This is a genomic window from Marinobacter sediminicola (assembly GCF_031157525.1).
In the GTDB taxonomy this organism is placed as follows: domain Bacteria; phylum Pseudomonadota; class Gammaproteobacteria; order Pseudomonadales; family Oleiphilaceae; genus Marinobacter; species Marinobacter sediminicola.
This window is the reverse complement of the sequence record NZ_JAVIXR010000006.1, coordinates 71,114-89,593: the sequence shown is the minus strand read 5'-3', so window position 1 is coordinate 89,593 and position 18,480 is coordinate 71,114. Positions and strand designations below refer to the sequence as shown.

The 18,480-nt window shown below is 54.9% G+C and carries 15 protein-coding genes; 6 read left to right on the top strand and 9 right to left on the bottom strand.

The features are described from left to right. Positions 1-25: 25 nt before the first annotated feature. The 6 genes from choV to betI form a co-directional block, all read right to left on the bottom strand. A complete protein-coding gene (gene choV / locus RG807_RS10280) occupies positions 26-1,207 on the bottom strand; it encodes a choline ABC transporter ATP-binding protein (RefSeq protein WP_309044840.1) in 1,182 nt (393 codons plus the stop codon). Continuing rightward, positions 1,204-2,052: a choline ABC transporter permease subunit gene (gene choW, locus RG807_RS10275; RefSeq protein WP_309044839.1), complete on the bottom strand. Its 849-nt coding sequence runs from the start codon at positions 2,050-2,052 to the stop codon at positions 1,204-1,206. Before choW ends, choV begins: the two co-directional genes overlap by 4 nt. Before the next feature lie 100 nt (positions 2,053-2,152). Next, complete coding sequence (locus tag RG807_RS10270) at positions 2,153-3,082, bottom strand: choline ABC transporter substrate-binding protein (protein ID WP_298449832.1); 930 nt, start codon at positions 3,080-3,082, stop codon at positions 2,153-2,155. A 34-nt stretch (positions 3,083-3,116) separates the two neighbouring features. Beyond that, positions 3,117-4,784, bottom strand: a complete 1,668-nt coding sequence (locus RG807_RS10265) for a choline dehydrogenase (protein WP_309044838.1) — start codon at positions 4,782-4,784, stop codon at positions 3,117-3,119. Positions 4,785-4,847: 63 nt separating this feature from the next. Beyond that, a complete protein-coding gene (betB, locus tag RG807_RS10260) occupies positions 4,848-6,311 on the bottom strand; it encodes a betaine-aldehyde dehydrogenase (protein WP_309044837.1) in 1,464 nt (487 codons plus the stop codon). Next, positions 6,308-6,907: a transcriptional regulator BetI gene (gene betI / locus RG807_RS10255; protein ID WP_309044836.1), complete on the bottom strand. Its 600-nt coding sequence runs from the start codon at positions 6,905-6,907 to the stop codon at positions 6,308-6,310. The genes betB and betI overlap by 4 nt, the downstream gene beginning before the upstream one ends. Before the next feature lie 118 nt (positions 6,908-7,025). On the opposite strand from betI, the gene RG807_RS10250 reads away from it, so the two are divergent. From RG807_RS10250 to RG807_RS10225, 6 genes are all read left to right on the top strand, one after another. Beyond that, the gene (locus RG807_RS10250) at positions 7,026-7,304 is read left to right on the top strand and encodes a hypothetical protein (protein WP_309044835.1); all 279 of its coding nucleotides are present in this window, start codon (positions 7,026-7,028) and stop codon (positions 7,302-7,304) included. 26 nt (positions 7,305-7,330) lie between these two features. After that, positions 7,331-8,308, top strand: coding sequence for a TAXI family TRAP transporter solute-binding subunit (locus RG807_RS10245; protein WP_309044834.1), 978 nt, complete (start codon positions 7,331-7,333; stop codon positions 8,306-8,308). A 98-nt stretch (positions 8,309-8,406) separates the two neighbouring features. Then, on the top strand, positions 8,407-10,587 hold the full coding sequence (locus RG807_RS10240) for a TRAP transporter permease (RefSeq protein WP_309044833.1): 2,181 nt from the start codon (positions 8,407-8,409) through the stop codon (positions 10,585-10,587). An 85-nt stretch (positions 10,588-10,672) separates the two neighbouring features. Next, positions 10,673-12,487 (top strand): sensor histidine kinase, encoded by a 1,815-nt coding sequence (locus tag RG807_RS10235; RefSeq protein WP_309044832.1) that lies wholly within the window; start codon positions 10,673-10,675, stop codon positions 12,485-12,487. Continuing rightward, positions 12,484-13,836 carry a sigma-54-dependent transcriptional regulator gene (locus tag RG807_RS10230; RefSeq protein WP_309044831.1) on the top strand — a complete coding sequence of 451 codons (1,353 nt, stop codon included), beginning with the start codon at positions 12,484-12,486 and terminating at the stop codon, positions 13,834-13,836. The genes RG807_RS10235 and RG807_RS10230 overlap by 4 nt, the downstream gene beginning before the upstream one ends. 162 nt (positions 13,837-13,998) lie before the next feature. Continuing rightward, complete coding sequence (locus RG807_RS10225; RefSeq protein WP_309044830.1) at positions 13,999-15,693, top strand: methyl-accepting chemotaxis protein; 1,695 nt, start codon at positions 13,999-14,001, stop codon at positions 15,691-15,693. A gap of 53 nt (positions 15,694-15,746) precedes the next feature. On the opposite strand, the gene RG807_RS10220 is transcribed toward RG807_RS10225, so the two are convergent. The 3 genes from RG807_RS10220 to RG807_RS10210 all read right to left on the bottom strand — a co-directional run bounded on the left by RG807_RS10220 (position 15,747) and on the right by RG807_RS10210 (position 18,475). Further along, a complete protein-coding gene (locus tag RG807_RS10220) occupies positions 15,747-17,102 on the bottom strand; it encodes a PhoH family protein (protein WP_435404668.1) in 1,356 nt (451 codons plus the stop codon). 68 nt (positions 17,103-17,170) lie between these two features. Then, positions 17,171-17,668 (bottom strand): CBS domain-containing protein, encoded by a 498-nt coding sequence (locus RG807_RS10215; RefSeq protein WP_309044828.1) that lies wholly within the window; start codon positions 17,666-17,668, stop codon positions 17,171-17,173. Between the two features lie 66 nt (positions 17,669-17,734). Further along, positions 17,735-18,475: an START domain-containing protein gene (locus RG807_RS10210; RefSeq protein ID WP_309044827.1), complete on the bottom strand. Its 741-nt coding sequence runs from the start codon at positions 18,473-18,475 to the stop codon at positions 17,735-17,737. Positions 18,476-18,480 lie beyond the last annotated feature (5 nt).

The window sequence follows — 18,480 nt, the reverse complement described above, 5'->3', positions numbered from 1 at the left end:
ATTATTGACCGGCGATAAAGCTCGCCTAGCTGTCGTCCAGATGCTTACCCAGCATGGCGTGGTAAAGCTCCCGGTCGCCTATGGCGCCGGTAATCTGGCCGCTTTCTTCCACCAGAAGGCTATGGCCGGTGAAATATCGAATCTCTACGGCATCCCGCAGAGGTGTATTCGGGGCGATGCGGGTGGGTTGTTTGGCCAGGCTTTCGATGGCTTGGCCTTCCTGCCAGGCTTGGGTCTGGAAGGTTTGGCCGCCACTGGTGACTACGGCTTTTTCTGCCACATCCGGTGTGTGTAGCCAGGTGTCGTAGCGCTTGTTGAGGCAGCGGTTGCCTCTGGAGTCTTCCTGTATCTGGCCAATGGGCAGTGCCAGGGAGCGTGCCGCCAGAACGTTCAGCGGGTTGGTGCTGGCAACGAAGCTTTTCACGTAATCGTTCGCAGGTTCCAGCACGATGGATTCCGGCTTGCCGTGCTGCACTATCTGGCCGTCTTTCATGATGGCGATGTGGGAGCCCAGCTTCAGGGCTTCGTCCAGGTCGTGGCTCACGAAAACGATGGTCTTTTGCAGCTCTTCCTGCAGGGTCAGCAGTTCGTCCTGAAGCTGATGGCGGATTAGCGGGTCAAGGGCAGAGAACGGCTCGTCCATCAGCAGTATTTCAGATTCTGTGGCCAGTGCCCGTGCCAGGCCCACTCGCTGGCGCATGCCGCCGGAGAGTTCATCAGGCCGGCGATTGGCCCAGCCTGAAAGGCCAACCAGTTCCAGTTGGCGGGCCACTTTCTTGCGGCGCTCGGCTTTGCCAAGGCCTTGCAACTCAAGGCCGAAAGCCACGTTGTCTTCCACGGTCAGCCAGGGCATCAGGGCGAAGCTCTGGAATACCATGGAAATGTGGCGCGTGCGTATGTCTCGCTGTAGCTTTTCGCTGGCCTGGGTGAAGTCCACCATGTAGTTGTCGTGCTTGATGCGAATGGCACCGCTGGTGACCTCGTTCAAGCCGTTTATACAGCGCAGCAGGCTCGACTTTCCGGAACCGGAGAGCCCCATCAGCACGCAGATTTCGCCTTTTTTCACACTCAGGTTGGCATTCTGTACGCCCACCACCAAACCGGTCTGATCACGAATCTCGGCGCGTTCCAGGCCCTGTTCAATCAGTGGCAAGGCTCGTTGGGGTTGCTTGCCGAACACAACGTTAACGTTATCGATTTCAATCATGCTGAGGTCTCCGCAGCGCCTTTCTGGCGGAAAAAACGGTCCATCCAGATGGCCAGTAATACAATGGCGAGGCCGGCTTCAAAGCCCTTGCCTATGTCGACGGTGTTCAGGGCGCGTACAACCGGGACACCCAAGCCATCAGCACCGACCAGCGCGGCAATAACAACCATGGAGAGCGATAGCATGATGCACTGGGTGATACCGGCACCAATGGAGCTCATGGCCGCGGGCAGTTCTACTTTGAATAGCAGTTGGCGGTTGGTGCAGCCGAAGGATTTACCGGCTTCAACCAGCTCGGTGGGTACCTGGGAAATGCCCAGATAGGTCAGCCTTACGGGGGCGGCGATGGCAAAAATCACGGTGGAGATAACACCGGGTACCACGCCCAGGCCAAACAGTGTGAGGGTGGGGATCAGGTACACAAACGGTGGAATGGTTTGCATAAGATCCAGCACCGGCTGCAGAAACCGGTAAAGCCAGGTGCTGTGGGCCGCGTATATGCCCAGGGGAATGCCAATCAGAATGCACAGCACGGTTGCGTAAAGCACCAGTGACAATGTGGCCATGGTGTCTTCCCAATAGCCGATGTTCAGAATTAACAGAAAGCTGACAGCGGTGAAGGCGGTGAGCCCCCAGCGGCGGTGACGAATGTGGGCGGCCGCAGTAAACAGGGCTACCAATGCAAGAGGTGGAACCCAGAGAAGCGCGTCGGTCAGGCCATGAATCATGCTTCTGAGAGTTTCGGAAACGGCGTCGAAAAAGCCGCTGAAATTGATCACCAGAAAATCAACAATGGCTTCCATGAAGTCGCCGAAGGGTAGTTGATGCTCAGTTATCCAGTTCATGGTTTTATGTCTTTTTGGGTGCGGGCCAGGGCCGGCACGGAAAATGAGTGAATCAGGCAGTGCATGGCAGGTGCCCGGGGTTGCCCCCGGGCACTAGAGGTTATTTAAGGGATGCTTTAACGGCGGGCAGAGCTTCTTTGCCGTCAAGGGTGGTCACGCCTTCAAGCCAGGCGTTGAGTACCTCGGGGTTGCTGGCCAGCCATGCCTTTGCAGCATCGTTTGGCTCTTCGCCGTCATTCAGGATGGCGCCCATCACTTCGTTCTCCATGGTCAGGGAGAAGGTGAGGTTGTTCAGCAGCTTGCCAACGTTCGGGCACTCGCTGGTGTAGTTCTTGCGAACGTTGGTGTGCACGGTTGCGCCACCGTAGTTGGGGCCGAAGAAGTCGTCGCCACCTTCAAGATACGCCAGCTCATGGTTAGCGTTCATCGGGTGCGGTTCCCAAGCCAGAAAAACAACCCAGTTGTTGCGACGGGTTGCGCGGCTTACCTGTGACAGCATGCCCGCTTCACTGGACTCGACCACACGGAAATCGCCCAGGCCGAAGGCATCTTCGTCTACCATCTGTTGGATCAGACGGTTGCCGTCGTTGCCCGGCTCGATGCCGTAGATGCGGCCATCAAACTCGTCGGAGTGCTTGGCGATGTCGGCAAAGCTGGTAACGCCTGCATCGTAAACATACTGGGGAACCGCCAGTGTGTATTTGGCGCCTTCCAGGTTGGTGATCACGGTTTCTACATCACCGCTTTCCAGGTAAGGGCGGACATCGCCTTCCATGGTGGGCATCCAGTTGCCCAGGAACACATCGATGTCCTTGTTTTTGAGTGAGCGGTAGGTCACTGGCACAGACAGGACTTTTGCCGTAGGGGTGTACCCCATGCCTTTCAGTACTTCGGATGCCAGCGCGGTAGTGGCGGTTATGTCGGTCCAGCCTACATCTGCAAAACGCACGGTTTCACATGCGGCGTTCGGGGCAGCGGTGGCAGCGCCACTGATCGCAAGGCCTGCACAGGCCATCATGAGTTTCTTCATTGGTTCTCTCCTTTCTTGGTTTTGTGTCACAGCGTTAGCGTTGTGCGTTTTTCCAGTCAGGGTGTTCCCATACCGGTGCGGGTGAGGGAGCGAGTGGCTCAAGGCCACGTATGTGGTCGGCACATTTTTCGGCCAGCATGATGGTGGGTGCATTCAGGTTGCCGCTTACCATGCTGGGCATGATGGAGGCATCCACCACACGAAGGTTGTTCACGCCATAAACCCGTGCCTGCTCGTCAACTACCGCCATGGGGTCATCGGCTGCGCCCATTTTGCAGGTGCATGAGGGGTGGTAGGCGCTGTCCGCGTATTTGCGGACGAACGCATCAATATCGTCGTCGGTAGTGGCGCTGGCACCCGGGCGCAGTTCTTCGCCCCGGAAAGGGTCAAACGCAGATTGGGCAAAGATTTCCCGGGTCAGTTTTATGCTTTGGCGCATTTCCCAGCGGTCACGTTCGGTGCTGAGCAGTTTGGGATCAATAATCGGGTGGTCGCTCGGATTGGCGGATTTCAGTTTAATGAATCCGCGACTGGTGGGGCGCATGGGGCCAACGTGGGCCTGATAGCCATGGCACTCAGCGTCTTTCCGGCCGTGATCAATTACCTGGGACGGCAGGAAGTGATATTGGATATCCGGGTGCTGAACGCCCGCTTCCGAACGAATAAAGCCGCCAGCTTCCAGGTGGGCGGTGCGGCAGGCGCCCCAATCGTTGTTGATAAACCACTTCATGCCGGCCAGGGTTTTGCCCGGCTGGGTGGTGTACTTGTACAAAGTGACCGGCTGGGTGGATTTGTGCTGAACGTAGATTTCCAGGTGGTCTTGAAGGTTTTTGCCGACACCAGGGCGGTCGGCCACTACAGGAATGTTGTGTTCTTTCAGCTCGTCTTCCGCGCCTATGCCTGACAACATCAATAGTTGCGGCGAGTTGATGGCACCGCCGCTTACGATGACTTCTTTGCGGGCCTTCACACGAAGGGCTTTCCCTTTCTGAATGTATTCCACGCCCACGGCGGTATCGCCTTCAAACAGAATGCGGGTGGTCATGGCGCCGGTTTCAGCGGTCAGGTTCGGGCGGTTCAGGGCGGGGCGCAGGTAGGCTTGAGCTGCGCTCCAGCGCCGACCTTTTTTGATAGTCATGTCCATCTCGCCAACGCCTTCCTGCTGGTAGCCGTTCATGTCTTTTGTATAGGGGTAGCCTGCCTGCTGGGAAGCCTCAAGAAAGGCGCCAAACAGGGGGTTGGGCTCGTCGCCGGTGTGTACGTTCAGCGGGCCATTGCCACCGCGGTAGTCGTCAGCGCCTTTTTCCCGGCTTTCGGCTTTGCGGAAGTAGGGCAGCACGTCCTGATAGCGCCAGCCTTTGGCACCTTCATCGTGCCAGCGGTCGTAGTCGTAGGCGTGGCCACGGATATACACCATGGCATTCAGGGTGGAACCGCCGCCCCAAACCTTGCCCCTGGGCCAATACAGCTTCCGGTTGTTCATGTATTCCTGGGGCTCGGTGTGGTAGTACCAGTTGTGCTTGTCGTCCATGAGGTTGAACATGAGCGCCGCGGGCATGTGAATTTTCCAGCCGTTGTCACGGCGCCCGGCTTCCAGAACCAGAACCTGGTCATTTCCACTTTCACTCAAGCGGTTCGCCAATACGCAGCCGGCGGAGCCGGTGCCGACAATCACATAGTCAAATTCATTATCAAACTGCAAAACGGTCTCCTTAATGCGAAGGCGGATAGGTCATCCGCAGAGGCTCTGGTTTGAAGGCGCGGGTTAAAATGGCGACTCAAGCGGGGCCATTCCAACGTAAACGGATTTGATCTGGGTGTAATGGGCGAGTGTTTCGCGACCATTCTCGCGGCCCAGTCCCGAGAGTTTGTAACCGCCCACAGGCATTTCCGCCGGCGAGGCACCAAAGCTGTTGATCCAGCAAATGCCTGCTTCAATTTGATGGATAACGCGGTGCGCGCGAATAATGTCTGCGGTGAACACTGCCGCTGCCAGGCCGTAGTCTGTGTTGTTGGCGCGCTGGATCACTTCTTCTTCAGTATCGAACGGCAGTACCGACATCACCGGGCCGAAAATTTCTTCCCGCACAATGGTCATGTCATCGGTGCAGTCGGCGAAGATTGTGGGCGCCACAAAATAGCCGCCTTCAAAACCAGTCGGTTGCAGGGTCTTGCCGCCGGTGAGCAAGCGCGCCCCTTCAGCTTTGGCACTGACGATGTACTTCATCACCAGGTCGCGATGCTTGGCGCTGATCAGGGAGCCAAAATTGGTGTCTGGGTGTTCCGGGTCGCCAGCGATGATGTTGTTCTCGGTTCTTCTTACCAGTTCCTCAAGGAAGGCGTTATAGATGGAACGTTGAACAAACACGCGGGTACCGTTGGTGCACACCTCGCCTTGGGTGTAGAAGTTGCCCAGCATGGCCGCTGAAACCGCCTGCTCCAGGTCGGTATCTTCAAAAACCATCAGCGGGGATTTGCCGCCCAGTTCCATGGTCACGGATTTGAGAGACGAGGCAGAATCGGCCATCACTGTGCGGCCGGTTTTCGCTTCGCCGGTAAACGAGACTTTTGCAATGGACGGTTCGGCGGTCAGCATCTGACCCACCCGGTAATCGCCTTGCACTACGTTGAATACACCAGCAGGCACGCCGGCTTCGATGTAAATCTCGGCAAGCTTGATGGCGCCCAGCGGGGTTTCTTCGGATGGCTTGAAGATCATGCTGTTGCCGCACGCCAGAGCGGGGGCAGACTTCCAGCAGGCAATCTGCAGAGGGTAGTTCCACGCGCCAATGCCAGCGCATACGCCCAGAGGTTCGCGGCGGGTATAGAAGAAATCCGGCCCCAGGTGCTGGCTTTCGCCGGTAATACTGGAAGCCTGACCGGCGAAATACTCTACAGAATCGGCACCGGTGACCACATCGACCACGCTGGCTTCCTGCCAGGGTTTGCCGGTATCCAGCACTTCGACCTTTGCCAGCTCATCATTCTGTTCACGCAGAATATTGGCGGCCCGGTTGAGAATACGCCCGCGCTCAAGCCCGCTCATGGCAGACCAGGTTTCGAAGCCTTCCCGGGCACTCTTGACCGCTGCTTGCATAACGAATTCATCAGCCTGTTCAACCTGATAAATCAGCTTGCCAGTGGCAGGGTTCACCACGTCGAAGCGTTCGCCACTCTGGTTTGCCAGTGGCTGGCCGTTAATAAAAGACTGGTACACGGGCAATGTCATTTGCTGGCTCCGTTATTCGCCTGGATGGCTTGGTCGATGTAGGTTTTGCAAAGGGCAACGGCCTGGTCGGGTTCAATCCGGCCCTCACTCATGGCGGCGCGCAGCCAGAAACCGTCGATCATGGCAGCGACTGTTTGCGCGGTTGCTTGCGCCGGCCCAGGGGGCATCAACTGGCGCAAATGGAAAATCAGGTTCGAAAGCAGGCGGCGCTCGTTCACCCGCTGAAGTCTCATCAACTCCGGGCTGTGCATGGCCTGGGTCCAGAACGCCAGCCAGGTTTTAGCCGACTGAGCGTGGGTCTGAACGCCGGAGAAGTTGGCGTCGACTATGGCCATCAAGCTCTCACGAGGGTTGCTGGGCCGGCTGGCCATCAATCTTGAGGCGTCCTGTTGCAGGCACGAGAGCAGGTATCGCATGGTGGCTTCCAGCAGGCCCTGCTTGCCGCCGAAATAATGGCTCACAATGCCCACCGACAACTCCGAAGCCGCTGCAATTTTCCCTATGGTTGCACCTTGGAAACCGTGGGTTTCGATAACGCTCAATGTTGCGTCGATCAGCTGTTGCCGCCTGATTGACTCAATTCCCGGTCGTGCCATGCGCCCTGTGACCTGCTGTGGATTGAATGAATGTTCAATTTGTTGAATGACTGTTCAATCGGTGCAGAATAATGGTTTGAATACTAAATATCAAACAGGTTAAAGCGGAGAGGTGCCCGTGAGTGGCCTGATATGGGCAGGAGATTTGGCGGATAGTACCTATAAAAAAGTATTTAGAAGGCGAATGATTGCGCCTGGGGTTGCAGCTGCTTTTGTGCTGGCGGAAGTTCACCCAATGCGGCGCGGTAATGGGTGGAAAGGTACCCAATTTCCTGGTCTTTTAAGCGTGGCATTTTTGGATGTTTATGTTTTATATGGGTTTCTTTCTAATGGCCCGCTATTTGCTATCTTTAAAGAGTTATCGCAGCCCCTTCGGGCTCCGTCGAGCACCCAATAAACAAAACGAATCAGGGAGCAGTCTCTATGAAGAACCAAGCCATTCTCGCGGCGGCATTCGCCTCTACTCTTGTTGTTGCAAGTCCCGTTGTTGCCCAGGATCGGGCCGGTTGGCCGGATAACTTTACCGTTGGTACAGCCAGTCAGGGCGGCACCTATTTCGCCTACGGCTCAGGTTGGGCTAACTTTGTTGCAGAAAATCTGGGCGTTTCGGGCGGTGCTGAAATTACTGGCGGGCCAATGCAGAATATGGCGTTAGTGCATACTGGCGATCTCAAGTTTGGCCTCACTACCATGGGCCCGGCTCGCGAATCCATGGATGGCAACAGCCCGCTGGCGCCAGGCATGAAGATGGACAACGTATGTGCCATGTTCCCCATGTACGAAACGCCTTTTTCGGTCACGGCGCTGACCAGCTCCGGAATCAAGTCTATTTCTGATATTCCAGATGGTGCCACCATTGGCTTCGGCCCGGCTGGCTCAACCTCCGACACCTATTTCCCGCGCATGATGGAAACCCTGGGTGTGAACTTCAAGCGTCGTAACGGCAGCTGGTCGGATCTTGGCGGACAGCTTCAGGACGGCCTGATTGATGTTGTCGCGTTTGCCGCAGGCATCCCCATTCCAGCCGTTAGCCAGCTGGAAGTTCAAACCGATGTGAACATCATTGGTATGACCGATGCCGAAGCCAAAAAGGTTACAGATAACTTCCCGGTGTCTGAGTTCATTATTCCAGCGGCCACCTACCAGTCCCTGGATGAGCCATCGCGCGTTGTATCCATGTGGAACTTTGCCATGGTGAATTGCGATATGCCGGAAAGCTTTGTGTATGAAATCACCAAGCTGACCATGGAGCAGAACGAACGGATGGTTTCTATTCACAAAGCTGCCCGCAACTCCATTCCTGAGAACTACAGCAAGAACAACGTGCTGCCTTGGCACAAAGGCGCCGCTCGCTGGTTCAACGAGAACGGCTACACCATCGAAGAAAGCAAGATCAAGTAAGACTGCTGATTTGAATGGTTGAAAGAAAGGGGTCGCAAGGCCCCTGAATAATAGCCGGCAGTTTTCCGGCTCCGATTTGCCTGCAGGCAGGACCCCCAATGACACTCGAACGACACCCCAAAGACTTTTCTGATATAGAGGTGGGCGAAGACCACGTGCTTGCCCACGACGTGGACAAAGAGCCAGTAGAAGCAAACCGCAGGCTGTTTGAAGGCAGGATGCTGAAGTTTGTAACATTACTGGCCATTGTTTACTCCTCTTTCCATCTCTATTCGCTGAATATTGCGCCTTTGGAAACCTGGTCGTTCCGGATTGTGCATATTGCCGGCGCGCTCGTTTTAGGTTTTGTTCTGTTCGCGGGTGCGCGCTTTGTCTCTGCTGAAGAAGGCTCCGCTCGCCACCGGTGGACAACATGGATCGGTGCTGTAGCGCTTTTACCTGCCTTTTATGTGTTGTATCAGACTTACTCGTTTTGGCAGATGGTTCAGAACGGAGCCATGCGGATTCCGGTCGATCTGGAAACCTGGCATTTTGGCTGGCCGTTGCTGGCGGCAACGGGTGTGGGCATTGTGCTGAGCTGGTTCCACCAGCGTGAACGCTCGCGCTTCAGCCTGCCGGATCTGGTGTTGATTGTGTGTTCGATCGCGGTTGCGGCCTATTTTCTTGTGGCTTTTAACACCTCCATGCGCATGTCCACGGGCACATCTTTCGCGCCGGTGGGCATTTCTTTTGCTGCAGTGGCGGGTACTGCGCTGATAATGGAACTTACGCGCCGGGTGGCCGGCTTGGCTCTGGTGATTATCGGGCTGGTGTTTTTGGTGTACGTATTTGCCGGGCCGTATCTGCCAGGTTTTCTGGGCTACCCCGGGCTTTCAGTGCAGCGTTTCTTCAGCCAAGTGTATACCGATGCAGGTATTCTTGGGCCCACCACAGCGGTGTCGTCTACCTACATTATTCTATTCATTATTTTTGCGGCATTTTTGCAGTCGTCCAAAGTGGGCGATTACTTCGTGAATTTCGCGTTCGCGGCGGCTGGCCGTTCACGGGGCGGCCCTGCGAAGGTCTCTATTTTTGCCTCTGGTCTGATGGGCATGATCAACGGCACCAGTGCCGGTAACGTTGTGTCTACCGGCTCGCTAACTATCCCGCTGATGAAAAAAGTGGGTTACAGCAAAAAATCCGCCGGCGCGGTAGAAGCAGCTGCGTCTACGGGTGGCCAGATCATGCCGCCGATTATGGGGGCAGGTGCCTTCATTATGGCCGAGATTACCGGTATCCCATATACCGAAATCGCCATTGCCGCCATTATTCCAGCGATTCTTTACTTCGCGTCTGTGTATTTTATGGTGGATTTTGAAGCGGCGAAAACCGGTATGCGTGGCATGCGGGAAGATGAGCTGCCCAAGCTGCGCACCATGGTTAAGCAGTGCTATCTGTTCCTGCCCATTATTATTTTGGTGGTAGCCCTGTTTATGGGCTATTCGGTGATACGAGCCGGTACGTTGGCGATGGTGTCTGCGGCGGTAGTTAGTTGGTTTTCACCCAACAAAATGGGCATTCGGCAGATTTTACACGCGCTGGAAACGGCCTCCTACATGGCCATACAGATTATTGTGGTGTGTGCGGCAGCGGGCGTTATTGTCGGTGTTATTTCCTTGACCGGGGTTGGAGCACGCTTCTCTGTGCTGTTACTTGATGTGGCCGAGGCAAGCCAATTGCTGGCGCTGATTTTCGCCATGTTTATCTCCATCTTGCTGGGCATGGGGATGCCCACGACGGCGGCCTATGCGGTGGCGGCTTCGGTAGTTGCGCCGGGCCTGGTGCAGCTGGGTATCGAACCTCTGACGGCGCACTTCTTCGTGTTCTACTTTGCGGTGGTTTCCGCCATTACTCCGCCGGTTGCCCTGGCTTCTTATGCGGCGGCAGGTATCTCCGGCGCCAACGCTATGGAAACCTCTGTGGCCTCTTTCAGAATTGGTATCGCGGCGTTTATCGTACCTTTCATGTTCTTCTATAACGGCGCTCTTTTGATGGAGGCTGGCTGGTTCGATATAGCACGGGCACTGGTTACGGCGCTCTTTGGCGTATACCTGCTCTCGGGCGGTGTACTGGGCTGGTTTGGAAACATCACAGCGTCCTGGATCGTCCGTATATTGCTGATTGGCGCCGCACTGATGATGATTGAAGGGGGGCTGGTATCTGATCTGGCTGGCATCGGGCTTGCCGCAATAGCGTTTGTGATGCAGCGTCAGCGCAAGGGTCGCCTGGCTGCTGCCTGAACTATGCCCTCGTCGCCCGGTCCTTGTCCTTCAAGGGGCCGGGCGATACTCTGGCGTCCTTTAACGGTATTTCGGGAACCGGGTTATGTCCTACCGGATAGGCGCTTTTGTTATATTCGCGATCACCCTTGCGGTCTCCTGGATCCTGGGTGGTTGGGTTGGTTACCAGCAGGTTGAACAGGATAGCCTCGAAGAATCTTTCCGCTACCGCCAACTCGTGGGGAACGAGCTTAACCGCTATCTGCCCATTCCGGAGCTGATGGCTGAACACCCATTGCTTGCGGCAGCCCTTAATGCTCCTGGCAATCCCGCCATTATTCACCAGGCCAACGAAGAAATGCAGCGTATGGCAACCATCGTTGGCAGTTCGGATGTGTATCTGATGGACACCGCCGGGCTGACGATTGCGGCCAATAACTACCAGCAGGCAGGCAGTTTTGTGGGGCGCAATTTCAGTTTTCGTCCCTATTTTTTTGAAGCTATAAAATCCGGCAGGTCTGCCATCTATTTCGCATTGGGTTCCACCTCCCGGGTCCGGGGGTTGTACTTTTCTCATCCGGTGCGCGGAGAGCAGGGCCAACTACTGGGTGTGGTGGTTGTGAAAGTGTTGGTGCACGAATTGGAATCCCAATGGCACAGGCCGGCTTCCGTGCGTGAGGCGGAAATGGTGGTATTGGATGAGGCTGGTGTCAGTTTTTTGGCCAGCAAGCCGTCGTGGTTGTACCGGGATTTCACAGGCTGTGCTGAAAAGGCGCCTGGTGAAGCATCTCGTCAACGGTATCCTGACCGGGATCTCAAACCTGTGTCACTGCAGTATCAGGGCAAGCCTTTTGGCTTGTCTGGCGCATCCGAGACGTTGCGCATCAGGGAGGATGGCAGTGCTCAGGAGTACCTGAGCGTGCGAACACCGCTGCCGAGACTCGACTGGACGTTGAGGGTAATGGTCAGTACATATTCGGTAGTGTGGACTCGCCTCGGGTTTGTAATGGGCGGTATCGCGATCTATTTTGGTGTTCTTCTGGCGTGGCTGTATCTGCGTGAGCGCTATCGTCGAGAGGCGGAGTTAGCTCTTAGAGGTGAACAGTTGGAGCTCAGTGTCACTGAACGAACGGCCGATCTGGAGCAATCCAACCGCAAACTCATTGATGAGATTCGGGAACGTGAACGCACTCAAAGCGAGTTACGGGAAACCCAGCAGGAGTTAATTCAGGCAGCCAAGCTGGCGGTGCTCGGGCAAATGTCCGCTGGGCTTAACCACGAAATGAGCCAACCGCTTACTGCAATCCAGACCTACGCCAGAAACAGCCGCCGCTTTCTGGAAAAGGGCGCCGCCGATATGGTGGATGAGAACCTCAGTGAAATTGTACTTCTGTGTGACAAAATGGCCGAACTGACTCGCCAGTTCAAGGTGTTTGCCCGGAAGTCCGAGGGGCCACCCACCATCGTGGATTTTCGCTTGTCTGTGGACGCCTCTTTGAAAATTATCGCAGCACAGAAAAGCAGCGCGGGCATTGATATTCGTTGGAGTCGCCCTGAGCAGCCAGTGCTATGTCACGGTGATCTGATCCGCATTGAGCAGGTTATGGTCAACTTGCTTGCCAATGCAGTGCAGGCTGTAGAAAGTCAGCAGCAGCCGATAGTCACTATTGATGTCGAGGAGAGGGGAGAATGCTGGCGCTGTTTTGTCCGGGATAACGGGACCGGACTGCCGGCGAACACCGAGCAGATTTTTGAGCCCTTTTTCACGACTAAATCGGTGAAACAGGGGCTTGGGCTGGGGTTGTCTATTTCAAGGCAGATTGCTGATGCTTTGGGTGGCCGGCTTACGGGGCGCAATCGCAGTGACGCGCCGGGTGCGGAATTTGAATTTACCCTGCAAAAAAGGGAGGCCACGGAATGACAGAACCCTCGGTTATTTTTGTTGATGATGACCCGCACATACGCAAGGCCATTGCCCAGGCATTGACTCTGGAAGACTTGCCTGTTCAGTGCTATGAAAGCGCCGAGGCAGGGCTGCAAGCTATTACACCTGAGTACAGTGGCGTAGTGCTGTGTGACTACAACATGCCGGGAATGGATGGGCTGGAAATGCTGGGCGCTGTTCAGACGCTGGATAAATCCATTCCTGTTATTATTCTGACCGGCCAGGGTGACATCAGCACAGCGGTTTCAGCCATGCAGCAGGGCGCCTATGATTTTATTGAAAAGCCCTTCAATCACGATGAGCTGATTGAGCTCCTGCGCCATGCCCTGGAGAAGCGTCACCTCGCCCTGGAAAACCGCCGGCTCAAGGCCCAGTTACGCCATTTGGCCCGGCCCGGCCCCAGGATACTGGGGGATACGCCTAGCATGCAGAAAGTGATGGATACCATCACACCGATTCTGGATATTTCCGCCAACACACTCTTGTTTGGCGAGACAGGCTCCGGCAAGGATGCGCTCGCCCGCTACATTCATGAAAACAGCCCACGGGGAGCCCATAATTTTGTGGCGATCAACTGCGGAGCTGTGCCGGAAAACCTCATTGAAAGCGAGCTGTTCGGGCACGAGGCGGGAGCATTTACCGGAGCTGACAAGCTACGAATTGGCAAAATAGAGCATGCTCACAGGGGTACCTTGTTTCTGGACGAGGTTGAGAGCATGCCAATGCCGCTGCAGATCAAGCTGCTGCGAGTTCTCGAAGAGCAAAAAGTGGAACGCCTTGGGAGTAATCAGGTACAGGATGTAGACGTTCGCATTATTGCGGCCACGAAAGCCGACCTGAAGGCGCTCAGCGATGAAGGGAGCTTCCGTGCGGATCTGTATTACCGGTTGAACGTGGTGAAAGTGGATATACCTCCTTTGCGAGAGCGCAAAGAAGATATCCCTATGCTGTTCCATCACTTCGTCCTGATTGCAGCTGCCCGTTATGATCGGGAGAGCATTCCTCTGGATGCCAGCCAGGCGGCACGGCTAATGCACCACAGTTGGCCAGGAAATGTGCGTGAGTTGCGTAATCTGGCGGAGCGGTATGTGTTGCTGGGGCCGGCAGCCCTTGATGACAGTGAGCCGGTAGCCAAAGCCGATGTGAGCGGGCGGCGAACCCTTGCCGAAATGATGGACAGCTTCGAACACTCGGTGCTGACCAGTGCCTTGAATGCGTGCCATGGCAGCATCAAAGACACCATGGTGCAGTTGGGCGTTGCCCGCAAAACCCTTTACGACAAGATGAAAAAGCACGGTTTGGATAAGGCTCAGTTCAAAGACTGAGCCGGGCATTTGATACGCAGACGCACGAACGTTTACACGCTGGATACAAAATACGCAGTACCCTCAATGATAATATCCGCGCCTATTCTGTAGCATCTCGCCTCCTTGCAATGGGTTAGACCTTCTGCCCACTCCTTCCAGCAGATACAAGATAAATTCGATATGAAAAATCTTACCATTCAGATGCGCGTGCTGTTGCTGGCACTTATCCCAGTGATCGTGCTTACCGCGTTCCTGACCACATACAATCTCAAACAAGCTCAAGGCATAGGCACTGAAGCAGTGGCGGGTTTCTCCTCAGATATGGAATCCAGCAAACGCCAGGAGCTCAAAAACTATATTGAGTTGGCGCGCACATCCATTGCCCATCTGTACAACCAGCCCGGTTCGGCGAACGACCCTGAAGTTCGGGAGAAAGCTTGGGACATACTGCGCCAACTGAGGTTTGATGATTCCGGCAGTCCGGGTTATGTGTTCGCCTATGACACCAGCGGTGTCAGTGTCATGCATGGCGTCAACCCGGCATTGGAGGGTAAGAACCTCTGGGGCTTTAAAGATCCTAACGGTAAATATTTGATTCGCGAGCTTGTAAAAGTAGCCCGCAACGGTGGAGGTTATGTTCCCTATCACTGGGAAAACGGCGATACCGGTGAGGCTGCTCCAAAGCTTGGTTACGCCGTGATGTTGCCGAAGTGGAATATCATGATCGGTACAGGGTTTTGGGTCGATGGTCTGGAAGACCAAGTCGCCGCCATGGACAGCAAAGTCGGCGGGGCATTGGGCAAAGCGGTCGTTGGCTCAGTAACTACCTCTCTAATTGCGTTAGCTATCATTGTGTTTTTTGCCCTGATCGTAGTCCGCAGCATCATTCGGCCTCTGAAATCGGCGGTGTCTGCAATGAGTGATATTGCCAATGGAGATGGTGACCTGACACGTCGATTGGAGGTGGGAAGCAAGGATGAATTAGGTCAGTTGGCGACGGCCTTCAACAGCTTTGCAGAACAAGTGCACGGGTTAGTTGAAGGGGTTCTTTCGTCCACCCGCACGCTGAATGAAGCGTCTGCGGAACTGAATCAGATTATGGATGAGGCGGGGCAAGGTGTAGAGCGTCAAAAATCCGAGAGTGATCAAGTCGCAACTGCCATGAATGAGATGACGGCCGCGGCTCAGGAAGTGGCAGGTAATGCCAGTGAAGCCTCCAACGCTGCAGATCATGCCACGGTTCAGGTATCCGATGCTCAGGGCTTGGTACATCAGACTATCGAAGTGATTGGTGGCTTGTCCGAGCAGGTCGAAGAGGGCGTTAAAGTTATTGAAAAGCTGGGCTCTGATTCCCACAAGATCGACAGCGTTCTGGAGGTTATCCGTGAGATAGCTGATCAGACGAACCTGCTTGCCCTGAACGCGGCCATCGAAGCGGCACGAGCCGGCGAAGCTGGTCGAGGCTTCGCCGTTGTGGCAGATGAAGTTCGTACGCTGGCGAGCAGGACTCAAAAGAGCACTCAGGAAATCCAGGAAACCATTGAGCGGCTGCAAACCGGTGCCGGCAATGCCGTGAAATTGATTGGCTCGATCAGTGAACGCAGTGAGGCCACTGTTACGGAAACGCGCAAGGTGAATGACGCGTTGCAGAGAATCAATCAGGCGGTTGGAACTATCAATGATATGAACAGCCAGATTGCCAGTGCCGCTGAAGAGCAGACCAGCGTTTCCGAGACCATCAATCAGAATGTTCATGAGATTGTTGCAATCACGGAGCAGACTGCTAAAGGGGCATCCCAGGCGGGCTTGGCAGCGCAGCGTCTCAAGGCACTGGCGGCCGATATGTCAGACCAGGTCAGTCGATACCGAGTGTAAGCTAAGCGCTGAAGCATCAAAAGCCGGGCCGTGACCCGGCTTTTGTAACTGTGTCAGAGGTTGGCTTCGGCAAACTCCGCCAGCAGTGAGCGAGGTACACCTTGCAGGTGTATATGGCCACCGTGGCTGAAGGTTTTGAAACGTTCGGTCATGTAAGTCAGGCCCGAGCTCAGGGCGCTCAGATACGGCGTATCAATCTGTGCCAGGTTGCCCAGACAGATCACCTTGGAGCCGTTGCCCGCTCGGGTAATGATGGTCTTGATCTGATGCGGAGTCAGGTTCTGGGACTCATCAATAATAATCAGACTGTGCTGAAAGCTGCGGCCACGAATGTAGTTCATGGATTTGAAGTGCAGAGGAACCTTGCTGAGAATGTAGTCCACACTGGCGGTCATGTTCTCGTCGTCTTCGTGCAGTGCTTCCAGGTTATCTACAATGGCCCCTAGCCACGGCTCCATTTTTTCCGCCTCGGTGCCAGGCAGGAAGCCAATATCTTCATCCAGTCCCTGGGTTGAACGCGTGGCAATAATCCGCTTGTAGAGCTTGCTGGCCACAGTCATTTCGATGCAAGCGGCCAGTGCCAGAATGGTTTTACCGGAGCCAGCTGACCCGGTCAGGTTCACCAGGTGAATGTCTGGATCGAGCAGCAGGTGCAGCGCCATGGCCTGATAGATATCCCGCGGCACCAAACCCCAGACTTCTTCGTTCATCAGATCGTGCTGATGCAGATCCCGGATGACTACCTGGGTGTCGTTAATGTTAACCACCCGGCCGATAAACCCCTGCTCATCAAGAACAAACTCGTTGATGTTCAGTTTGGCCAGCTCGCCTTCGCGTTTGAGAATGTGTTCTGTTATCCCGTCTCGCTGCAAAGTTTCTACTTTGGTAATGGTGTCCCAAAAAGAGTTCGGGAACTCGATATAGCCCTTGGGAAGCAGGTCAATGTCATCAACCAACTGGTCGTTCTGGTAGTCCTGAGCCTCAACACCAAACCCACGGGCTTTTAGCCGCATATTGATGTCTTTGCTTACGAGAATGATGTCCCGGGATGTGTGCCGCTCCTGAAGCGAAGCAAGGGTATTGATAATCTTGTTATCGTTCAGGTGCTCCGGCAATGAGTGGCCACTGGCGTGCTCGGTGCTCATCAGTATTGAGAGCGTGCCCAGAGGCTTTGCCATTTTGGCCCTTACTATCGGCACACCTTGTTCTATCTCTTTGGGGCTGGCATCACCGAGCAGTTTGTCGATGGTGCGGATTGCCTGGCGACAGTCGGCTGCGACACTTTGTTTGCCGGATTTAAGGCCGTCGAGTTCTTCAAGAACGGTCATCGGGATGATGACATCGTGTTCTTCAAAGTTGAGAAGGGCGTTGGGATCGTGGATCAGAACGTTGGTGTCGAGGACGTACATGGTTCTACGGGCTTGCGATGCACTTTCCGGTGTTCTGGGCATAGGGGGCGCTACCTCTGTGGTGGGTCTCAGCTGTTACTGGCGCAGCGTTTCGTAAGCTCCTCATTCGAGACGATTTTCAGCATATCATATGTAGTTACGATGCCGGTTATCCTGGTGTCTTTGGTGACAAAAATCCGGTGTAGATGTTCTTTCATCATGATGTTGGCTATGTCGCGCACCGGTGTGGTTTCGTCAACCGATAATACAATGGGGGTCATGATATCCCGTACTTCTACCGGTACTTTGCCCATTTCCTCGAAAAGTACCATGCGTAAGCGCCGGGCTTCCTGCTGCTCTTCTGCCGTGAGTTCATCCGCGGTGTTCGTATTGGAACGCTTGGCGTTCCAGCGGAACTCGGCGATATCCTTTAGGGTGGCGATGCCAATAATTTCACCGGATTCATCCGTAACAGGGCTGCCCGTGATTTCATTGTCGTTCAGAAATCTGGCGAGACGATCCATTGTCCAGGATTGAGGCACCGCCTTAATGCTAGGCGTCATTATTTCGTGTGCGAGCACTGTCATCAGGTGATCCCTGCTTTGCGAAGTCCTTTGCCAGAGCTTAGCGTTTCACACCTGGCTCGTCACCCCTCAGATGTCGCTGGTTTGCCTTACATCAATCAGGCGGCCGCTCTCGTCATAGATCAGGCTGAAGCCCTGATAGCGCTCTTTGCTTGCTACCCGTTCTAACTCTTCCAGAGAGCTCACCGGTATATCAACCAGAAGCGTGTTAACCAGCCAGCCGGGCAGGGCGCCATTGGGGTCTGTGTGCTGAAGCCAGATCATTCGGGTTTTGCCATTTTCAGGAATAAAACGATATTGGGTGTTTGATAACCCAACCCGTACGCGGTTGCTCACTTCTGCACGCATTTCAGGAACAGCGCTCATTTCCATAATGACTTCGCCGGAGGCTTGATTGCCCTTTGTGCTAATGCTGATTACGTAGTCCCGATCAGATACGGGCCAAGGCAGGTCATTGACGGAGTAGGCGTAGCGCTGATGAAAATTGCCTTTTCCGATCGCGTAAGATTCGGTGCAGTTGAGCAACCATTCCATGCAAGACGCGGGGTTCTGCATCACGGCCATAACAGATTCGATGGGGGCATCAATCAGGGCTTCGGCTTTAAATGCCTGAAAGCTGGAGTTGCTCTGGCTCATGGTGTAGATGCGTATGTCGCCGGATTCTTTGCGCAAGCTCCATACCTCGCTGTCTTCGCCTGGTAAACCGGCGCTAACAGTGGTGGTCGCCATTGCAGAAGCCAGCAGGGCGAACATTACACCACTGATGACTGAGGCCCAGTCTTTAAGGCTGTGGGCTTCGGTCTTGTTCATAAGCT

What these genes read in the sequence shown, in the direction of transcription:
- RG807_RS10215 (WP_309044828.1), bottom strand. Translation starts at nt 17,668, where the DNA reads ATGACAGTGCTCGCACACGAAATAATGACGCCTAGCATTAAGGCGGTG.
- RG807_RS10225 (WP_309044830.1), top strand. Translation starts at nt 13,999, where the DNA reads ATGAAAAATCTTACCATTCAGATGCGCGTGCTGTTGCTGGCACTTATC.
- choW (WP_309044839.1), bottom strand. Translation starts at nt 2,052, where the DNA reads ATGAACTGGATAACTGAGCATCAACTACCCTTCGGCGACTTCATGGAA.
- RG807_RS10235 (WP_309044832.1), top strand. Translation starts at nt 10,673, where the DNA reads ATGTCCTACCGGATAGGCGCTTTTGTTATATTCGCGATCACCCTTGCG.
- choV (WP_309044840.1), bottom strand. Translation starts at nt 1,207, where the DNA reads ATGATTGAAATCGATAACGTTAACGTTGTGTTCGGCAAGCAACCCCAA.
- betI (WP_309044836.1), bottom strand. Translation starts at nt 6,907, where the DNA reads ATGGCACGACCGGGAATTGAGTCAATCAGGCGGCAACAGCTGATCGAC.
- RG807_RS10230 (WP_309044831.1), top strand. Translation starts at nt 12,484, where the DNA reads ATGACAGAACCCTCGGTTATTTTTGTTGATGATGACCCGCACATACGC.
- RG807_RS10240 (WP_309044833.1), top strand. Translation starts at nt 8,407, where the DNA reads ATGACACTCGAACGACACCCCAAAGACTTTTCTGATATAGAGGTGGGC.
- RG807_RS10245 (WP_309044834.1), top strand. Translation starts at nt 7,331, where the DNA reads ATGAAGAACCAAGCCATTCTCGCGGCGGCATTCGCCTCTACTCTTGTT.
- RG807_RS10210 (WP_309044827.1), bottom strand. Translation starts at nt 18,475, where the DNA reads ATGAACAAGACCGAAGCCCACAGCCTTAAAGACTGGGCCTCAGTCATC.
- RG807_RS10220 (WP_435404668.1), bottom strand. Translation starts at nt 17,102, where the DNA reads ATGTACGTCCTCGACACCAACGTTCTGATCCACGATCCCAACGCCCTT.
- RG807_RS10270 (WP_298449832.1), bottom strand. Translation starts at nt 3,082, where the DNA reads ATGAAGAAACTCATGATGGCCTGTGCAGGCCTTGCGATCAGTGGCGCT.
- betB (WP_309044837.1), bottom strand. Translation starts at nt 6,311, where the DNA reads ATGACATTGCCCGTGTACCAGTCTTTTATTAACGGCCAGCCACTGGCA.